This window comes from Microcystis sp. M113S1, assembly GCF_020246945.1.
In the GTDB taxonomy this organism is placed as follows: Bacteria; Cyanobacteriota; Cyanobacteriia; order Cyanobacteriales; family Microcystaceae; genus Microcystis.
Genome location: NZ_JADBSA010000428.1, coordinates 1 through 6,909 on the forward strand (window position 1 = coordinate 1; position 6,909 = coordinate 6,909).

A 6,909-nucleotide genomic window follows, 5' to 3' on the forward strand; every position below is an offset into this window, starting at 1 on the left:
GAACCCTTATGTAGAAAGGCATTTGGCGATTTTTGTCAATTGTTTTTGATCTAGAGCGAACTAATCAATTAAGTCTCTTGCCAGATAAGGATTTAGTCAATTTATGCCCCCCTATCGAACCATACCAAGTAACGAAGAACCAGAATTTAATAGATCTACTACCTGACGATCCATTAAACAAAAGTCTCCTGTATCGGTGGGAATATCCACATCGGCTAGTCTTTTAAGCAAACGATAAAAGAGATAGGCCGTCAGTTTTTTAAACCAACTTTCTTGTTTTCTTTTGGTTCTTTGGGCATAAACTACTTGATACCCCTCTTGCCATTTTTCAATCATTTGGGGAATTAATTCGGGCGGATCTTGCAGGTCGGCATCCAAAACAATAATTACTTGTCCTCGGCAAAAATTAAGTCCAGCTGTCACCGCCGCTTGATGACCAAAATTGCGGGCGAAACTGATATAACACACTCGAAAATCAGCTTTGTGCAGTTGTCGCAGCAGTTTTAAGGAACTATCTTTACTACCATCATTTACTAGGATTAATTCTACCTCCCCATCTAAATTATTCATGATGGCACTCACCCGGCGATATAGTTCGGCAATAGTTTCTTCCTCGTTATAGATGGGGACAATCAGGGAATATTTTAGCATTTGCATAATAATATTTGATCGGTAATTGATTGAAAAATCTCACTCCTAACTGGGAGAATTATGCTGTCAATATCTTTACTTATTGAAGAAAATCCTCGATCGCCTGTCCCGTCTCTTCCGGTGCTTCTTCCGGTAAAAAATGACCACTGGCGATCGCCTGTCCAGTGACTTGATTAGCTCGCTGCTGCCAAAGAGCGATCACATCGTATTGACGCGCAATGAAACCTTTTTCTCCCCAAAGAACCAAGAGGGGGGAGGAAATTTTCCGGTCTAAATCCTGACGATCATGCTCTAAATCGATGGTAGCGGCAGCCCGATAATCGGCACAGGTGGCGGTTATTGTCCTCAAATCTCGAAAACAACGCTGATATTCCCCCAAAGCTTCCTCTGTAAAAGCGCTAAAATCTCGCCCCCAACTTTGCAAGCAATGTTGCAGATAATAATCGGGATTAGCGGCGATCAGGGTTTCAGGAAAAGGGGAAGGCTGAATCAAGAAAAACCAATGATAGTAGGCAGTAGCAAAAGTTTGATTGGTAGCCTCGTACATCGCCAGCGTTGGGGCTATATCGAGTAAAACGAGTTTTTTGACCTTTTCGGGAAAATCAAGGGCGAGACGGTGGGAAACTCGCGCCCCTCGATCGTGGCCGATCAGATAAAACTCCTGATAACCCAATTTTTCCATCAGCAATACCTGATCGAGGGCCATGACTCGCTTGCAATAATTGCTAGAATCCTCTAGGGGTAAGGGTTTATCGCTATCCCCGTAGCCGCGCAGATCCGTGGCGATAACCGTAAAATTGGCCCCTAATCGGGGGGCAATTTTATGCCACATTTGATGGGTTTGGGGATAACCATGGAGCAAAAGCAGCGGAAAACCGCGCCCACCTTTGATACCATTGATAGTAATGCCATTAACTTCTAGCTGAAATTTCCGAAAATTTGTCAGCATTTTTGCTTCCTGTCACCTTAGGGAAAGATAATTGCATCATCCGGCCAAAGTGACCCAATCAGTAAAGTTTTTTCACTATAGCCCCTCAAGCCGCTGCTTTTCTGATAGATTAAAACCATTGGGTTGCTCAAAAACCAACGAGTTAAGCAGTAATTTGATTATGATCTCGATTATCTATTCCGATGAATTTCTCGATCACGATACAGGTATTTACCATCCCGAAAAAGCGGCGCGTTTAACGGCAATTGTCGCCGCTTTAAAACAAACAGAATGGCAGTCAAAATTAACATGGCATTTACCGACACCGATCGAAATTCGTGACGAAGTAATCCCTTTGATTAAACAAGTTCATAATCAAGATTATGTTGATAGATTGCGGCGAATTTGTCAACGGGGCGGTGGAAGATTGGATGCAGATACTCCCGTTTCTGCCCGTAGTTACGATGTGGCGTTACTAGCGGTTAGTGGCTGGTTAGATGGAGTCGATCGAGTCTTATCCACCGGCGATCCTGCCTTTATTTTAGCCCGTCCTCCCGGGCATCATGCCACTTCTAATTATGGCATGGGTTTCTGTCTGTTTTCTAATGCTGCTATTGCCGCCTATTATGCTTTAGAAAACAAAAGAGTGCAAAAAGTAGCGATTCTTGATTGGGACGTACATCACGGCAATGGCACCCAGGATATAGTCGAAAATCATCCCCAGATTGCCTATTGTTCCCTCCATCAATTCCCCTTTTATCCCGGCACGGGAGAAGCGAGAGAAAAAGGGGAGTTTGATAATGTTTTGAATATTCCCTTACCGGCGGGAAGTACCATTAAAGATTATCAAGAACATTTTGAGGGGCAAGTCCTACCTTTTCTGAAAAATTTTCAACCAGATTTAGTGATTGTTAGTGCTGGATATGATGCCAATCAAGCGGATCCTCTGGCGGGCATTTGTTTACAACCACAAGATTATGGAATTTTAACGAAATACCTCTTAACTCTCAGTAAACCGCTGCTTTTTGGCTTAGAAGGCGGTTATGATTTAGAAGCTTTAGCGGCTTCCGTCGTCGCCACCTTAGAAGCTTTGCTCTGATCCTATTCCAGGTAATCGTTACATTTCTTTAAAAAGATTGCTAACAAAGCGATCGAATGCGGTAAGGTAAACGATCGATAGAAAAAAACTCTTGACCTAGTTGCCTTTTAAGATTATGACCTCCCTTGCGCCACACCTAAAAGCCAAAGCCCTCAAACCCAATAGTCGTCGTCCTGCCAAAGAATTGTGTAGCGAGTGCGGACTTTGTGACACTTATTATATTCACTATGTTAAAGAAGCTTGTGCTTTTCTAAATCAACAAATCGCCGATTTAGAAGCAGCATCACACGGCAAAAGTCGCGACTTAAATCAGGAAAATGATCTCTATTTTGGTGTTCATCAAGAGATGATGGCTGCCAAGAAAAAACAAGCTATTCCCGGCGCGCAATGGACAGGAATTGTCAGTACAATTGCCTGTGAAATGCTCGATCGTGGTTTGGTAGAAGGGGTGGTTTGTGTGCAGAATACCGCCGAGGATCGCTTTCAACCGCAACCGATTCTCGCCCGTACCACTGAAGAAATCCTTGCCGCTAAAGTTAATAAACCGACTCTTTCTCCCAATTTATCAGTCCTAGAAGAAATTGAAAAATCGGGCATGAAACGGTTATTAGTTATCGGAGTTGGTTGTCAAATTCAAGCCCTAAGAGCAGTAGAAAAAAAATTAGGCTTAGAAAAATTGTATGTCTTAGGAACTCCCTGCGTCGATAATGTCACCCGCTCAGGACTGCAAAAGTTTCTAGAAACTACCAGTCGTTCCCCAGAAACCGTGGTTCATTACGAATTTATGCAGGATTTTCGGGTACACTTTAAACACGAAGACGGCTCGATCGAAATGGTTCCCTTTTTTGGCTTAAAGACTAATAAATTAAAGGATGTTTTTGCCCCTTCCTGTATGACTTGTTTTGATTATGTTAACTCCCTTGCCGATTTAGTTGTGGGCTATATGGGCGCGCCTTTTGGCTGGCAATGGATTGTCGTTCGTAATGATACGGGCAAGGAAATGTTAGAGTTAGTTAAAGACCAATTAGATACCCAAGATGTTATGTCTAGTGGTGATAGAAAACAGGCGGTACAAAATAGCATTCCTGCCTACGATAAAGGTGTAACCTTGCCGATGTGGGCGGCAAAAATGATGGGAGTAGTAATTGAAAAAATCGGGCCTAAAGGTTTAGAATATGCTCGCTTTTCCATCGATTCTCACTTTACCCGTAATTACCTTTATGTTAAACGTAATTATCCTGAAAAATTAGCGAACCATGTTCCTGAATATGCTAAAAAGATTGTGGAACAGTATAAATTGCCCGATTAATTAGGGTATGCGGAAAAAGTAGGGGCGCAGCATTCAGATAGGAAATCTACGGTTTCAGCGATAGGTTATCGTCCGAATGCTTCGCCCTTACTTCGACAATCTTTTGCATAGTATTTTCTATATCTGCCGCCATACCAGCAAATTCCATAAAGTCAACGTCTGGATGTTTTGTTTTTATAGATTGGATGTTGTCAAATTTTCTCTTGACAAAAGCCTCTTGACATGATATTATATTCATAATGGAAAAGCCGTGCGCCTACAGACCCTCTTTTCACGAATTTTCAAGGTCTAGCTTATTCGCCATAATGGGTTTTAGTCCGATGAATATAGATTAACTTCTGTTCATCATTAATGGTGTAAAGTATTCTGTCTTGATAACTTAAGCGAATTGAATAGAAACCCGTTAAATCTCCTACTAATTTTTTGCCCCTATAAGGAGAAATACTCAGGGTATCTTGGATAATTGATTTCAGTTTTTTCTTGAGTTTAGGGGTTAGCTTATCAACATCTTTTTTGGCTTCTTTGGTAAATCTGACTTCATAAACCATTAATCAATGTCTCCCAAAACTTCCTCAAAAGAATAGGTTTCATTTTCATTAATTTGCTGTAGAGATAGTTGTAAGCTTTCTCTTAAATCGGGAATAGATAGTAATTCGATGGTTTCTTGTAAACTTTCATAGTTTTTTTGGGAAATCAAAATTACAGAATCTTCCTGATTCTCAATGGCATAAATTTTGTTATCTTCCGTAACCGATTTAACGAGACTTGGTAAATCGGTTTGAGCATCGGCGATTTTAATTTTTTTGATCATAATTAATCCTTTTTTTGATGATGAAATAATGAAAATTATTGTAGGGATTTAACAATCTCTCCTAATCACAGTCCAGGCAGCATCCTCCTATAATTATCCATTATTGTAGTCCATCATTCAATCATTCCAATCACTGTCAATGGTGGTGGTGCGTTACTGGACTAGGTAATAGGTGTAGGGGTAATTCATGAATTACCCCTACAATAACGTTTTTCTGGATTTTGTCAAAATTTCTCTTGACAAAGGCGACTTGACATGATACTATATGTATAATGGAAAATCCGTGCGCCTACAGACCCTCTTTTCCGAAGCATTTAAACTCTAATTCATCTTCATTCTGCTTCGGGTAATTGCGATAACATCATCAGATAATTCTGATAAACGGTTTGGGTATGGGGATGATTTTCCCCTAATCTTTCCCTGAAAATATTAATCGCTTCTAGATAGAGAGGTTCCGCTTCTGAGTACCTGACTTGGAAGTAGTACAATAGTTCTAGGTTGTTGAAAGATACCAATTTTCATAACTAAGATTGGGAATATTTTGAAAATGCTTAATGTTAGCTGTAATCAGAGTATAATCGCAATAAATAGCAGTCGCAGCAATAAACAAATCAATCGGGGTAATTAGTTGTCCTTTTATTCTAAGATTAACGTATATTTGAGTAGCTATATCACTAATTTCACGATTATAAGCAATTACTTCACTGACTTCTACAAGACGTTCAAATTGTTGTTGTTGATTTCGTGCATCTTTATACAATAAGCCACTTTTAATCTCGTAATAGGTAAAGATTGAAAACGATACATAAGTATAGTGTTGTCGATAGATGCGGAATTGTTCAATTACTGGGGGATTACCTCGTAAAAAATAAGAGAGGATATTGGTATCAAGTAATGCTTGTTTCATAAGTCATTTATCCGTTTTAAATCGAGTTGACGATTAGCTTCTGCTTCTTCGACAATCTCTTGCATAGTATTTTCTATATCTGCTGCCATACCAGCAAATTCCATAAAGTCAACGTCTGGATGTTTTGTTTTTATAGATTGGACAAAATGCAGGATTTCTGGTAGCAAAGAAATGGGAGTTGTTTCAATTTCTTTAATAAGTTCTTCTTTGAGTGTCATAGCTTTATCAGTTATCAGTGATTAATTCAATTATAGTCCATTCCATAATTATACTATAAGGGCTACGTTTATCTTATATTTAATTACACCCATCTACTGAGAGGTTCAATAAGCATCTTTTCGATGAATACTACTCAATATGATAATAAGCATTTCCTTATCTTGAATTCTATAAATGATGCGATAATCCCCTATTCTAATTCGGTAGGTGTCATCATATCCTTTGAGTTTCTTGACTCCGCTAGGACGAGGTGTATCGATAAGTAGTCTAATGGCAGTAATTAAGCGTTCGCGTTGTTGTTTGGGTAAGTTGTTTAGTTGTTTTTGAACTGGTTTCGGAATAATAACTCTGTAGTTTACGCTTGGGTTGCCTCATATTCTTCGAGGGTTAGATAGTCTCCTGCTTGATAAGCTGATTCAGAAGCAATTATGTTAGCTTGCTCTTCTTCTGTAATTTCTATTTCAGTATGTCGTTCTTTGATAAAGAGCAAAAAGTCAAGTAATTGAGTCAAAAGGGTGTCAGGTGTCTGCTCGATTTCTTTAATTAGTTGTTCTTTGAGTGTCATAGCTTTATCAGTTATCAGTTATCAGTTATCAGTAATCAGTAATCAGTTATCAGTGATTAATTCAATTATAGTCGATGATAGGTGCTGCGTTACGACGGATTGTTAGCTTGAAGTTAAAGCAGAAATTTTTGCAGTCTAACTACGTTTTACTAAATCTGGATGTTGTCAAATTTTCTCTTGACAAAGGCGACTTGACATGACATTATATTCATAATGGAAAATCCGTGCGTATGCAGACGCTATTTTCCCATGGTCTTAACTATGATTGATGTAATTATGTGATTGACTATGATTGGTTCATTCAATCAATCTTCATCTCTAATCCACTCTTAACTAGGTCCCTAAACATAGTCCATCACATCAACCACAGTCGATGATAGTTGGTGGGTTACTAGGTTTTACTAAATCCTGATTTGAAAA

At 39.3% G+C, this 6,909-nt stretch carries 11 protein-coding genes and 1 pseudogene; 3 read left to right on the forward strand and 9 right to left on the reverse strand.

Features of this window, described 5'->3' with window-relative positions:
• Positions 1-20: 20 nt before the first annotated feature.
• Positions 21-227 carry a hypothetical protein gene (locus IM319_RS21770; RefSeq protein ID WP_425185341.1) on the forward strand — a complete coding sequence of 69 codons (207 nt, stop codon included), beginning with the start codon at positions 21-23 and terminating at the stop codon, positions 225-227.
• Here the strand turns inward: IM319_RS21770 and IM319_RS21775 are convergent.
• Both IM319_RS21775 and IM319_RS21780 read right to left on the reverse strand, forming a co-directional pair.
• Positions 142-651, reverse strand: a pseudogene (locus IM319_RS21775) (glycosyltransferase family 2 protein); the annotation flags it as partial. The gene IM319_RS21770 and the pseudogene IM319_RS21775 overlap by 86 nt on opposite strands.
• A 79-nt stretch (positions 652-730) precedes the next feature.
• The gene (locus IM319_RS21780) at positions 731-1,600 is read right to left on the reverse strand and encodes an alpha/beta fold hydrolase (protein WP_287736894.1); all 870 of its coding nucleotides are present in this window, start codon (positions 1,598-1,600) and stop codon (positions 731-733) included.
• A gap of 160 nt (positions 1,601-1,760) precedes the next feature.
• Here IM319_RS21780 and IM319_RS21785 point away from each other — a divergent pair, with 160 nt between their 5' ends.
• Complete coding sequence (locus IM319_RS21785; protein ID WP_287736895.1) at positions 1,761-2,678, forward strand: histone deacetylase family protein; 918 nt, start codon at positions 1,761-1,763, stop codon at positions 2,676-2,678.
• A gap of 115 nt (positions 2,679-2,793) precedes the next feature.
• Positions 2,794-3,987: a Coenzyme F420 hydrogenase/dehydrogenase, beta subunit C-terminal domain gene (locus IM319_RS21790; RefSeq protein ID WP_287736896.1), complete on the forward strand. Its 1,194-nt coding sequence runs from the start codon at positions 2,794-2,796 to the stop codon at positions 3,985-3,987.
• 293 nt (positions 3,988-4,280) lie between these two features.
• Here the strand turns inward: IM319_RS21790 and IM319_RS21795 are convergent, their stop codons facing one another.
• From IM319_RS21795 to IM319_RS21825, 7 genes are all read right to left on the reverse strand, one after another.
• Positions 4,281-4,535 (reverse strand): type II toxin-antitoxin system RelE family toxin, encoded by a 255-nt coding sequence (locus tag IM319_RS21795; RefSeq protein ID WP_287736898.1) that lies wholly within the window; start codon positions 4,533-4,535, stop codon positions 4,281-4,283.
• The gene (locus tag IM319_RS21800; protein ID WP_002762167.1) at positions 4,535-4,798 is read right to left on the reverse strand and encodes a type II toxin-antitoxin system Phd/YefM family antitoxin; all 264 of its coding nucleotides are present in this window, start codon (positions 4,796-4,798) and stop codon (positions 4,535-4,537) included. The genes IM319_RS21795 and IM319_RS21800 overlap by 1 nt, the downstream gene beginning before the upstream one ends.
• A 332-nt stretch (positions 4,799-5,130) precedes the next feature.
• Positions 5,131-5,313 (reverse strand): tetratricopeptide repeat protein, encoded by a 183-nt coding sequence (locus tag IM319_RS21805; RefSeq protein ID WP_287736900.1) that lies wholly within the window; start codon positions 5,311-5,313, stop codon positions 5,131-5,133.
• Positions 5,292-5,705 carry a type II toxin-antitoxin system VapC family toxin gene (locus IM319_RS21810; RefSeq protein ID WP_287736902.1) on the reverse strand — a complete coding sequence of 138 codons (414 nt, stop codon included), beginning with the start codon at positions 5,703-5,705 and terminating at the stop codon, positions 5,292-5,294. The genes IM319_RS21805 and IM319_RS21810 overlap by 22 nt, the downstream gene beginning before the upstream one ends.
• On the reverse strand, positions 5,702-5,923 hold the full coding sequence (locus IM319_RS21815) for a hypothetical protein (RefSeq protein ID WP_002780223.1): 222 nt from the start codon (positions 5,921-5,923) through the stop codon (positions 5,702-5,704). The genes IM319_RS21810 and IM319_RS21815 overlap by 4 nt, the downstream gene beginning before the upstream one ends.
• A gap of 105 nt (positions 5,924-6,028) precedes the next feature.
• Positions 6,029-6,268, reverse strand: coding sequence for a type II toxin-antitoxin system RelE family toxin (locus tag IM319_RS21820; protein WP_287736904.1), 240 nt, complete (start codon positions 6,266-6,268; stop codon positions 6,029-6,031).
• An 11-nt stretch (positions 6,269-6,279) separates the two neighbouring features.
• Positions 6,280-6,489: a hypothetical protein gene (locus IM319_RS21825; protein WP_002738788.1), complete on the reverse strand. Its 210-nt coding sequence runs from the start codon at positions 6,487-6,489 to the stop codon at positions 6,280-6,282.
• Positions 6,490-6,909: the final 420 nt, after the last annotated feature.